Genomic DNA, 229 nt, shown 5'->3' with positions numbered 1-229 from the left:
CCTCATAGTCCTTGGACGCATGCTGGCCGGCGATCGCCCAGCCGGTGCCGATCAGCCATTTGCCGATGTCTTCACCGCCCACCGTGCAGTTGGCGGCGAGGCGCTCGGAATTCTCGCGATGTTCGGCCTGGCAGGTCACGGACTGGGTCCCGAGATGCTTGGCGAGCTCGTCGCGCGCGGTGGCCCCGCAAGCGAAGCGGGCGCCCGATGCATCGAGGCACACCTGCTC

Annotated in this window: 1 protein-coding gene; it reads right to left on the bottom strand. The window is 68.1% G+C overall.

Annotated features, from left to right (window positions below):
- A partial coding sequence (locus ACP3VS_RS24590; protein ID WP_426390358.1) for a thermonuclease family protein occupies nt 1-229 on the bottom strand: 229 nt, incomplete at both ends.

This window comes from Lysinibacillus sp. VIII_CA (assembly GCF_049943995.1).
Taxonomy (GTDB): domain Bacteria; phylum Bacillota; class Bacilli; order Bacillales_A; family Planococcaceae; genus Lysinibacillus; species Lysinibacillus pinottii.
The sequence above is the reverse complement of the archived record's forward strand: the minus strand, read 5'-3'. Positions and strand labels throughout refer to the sequence as shown.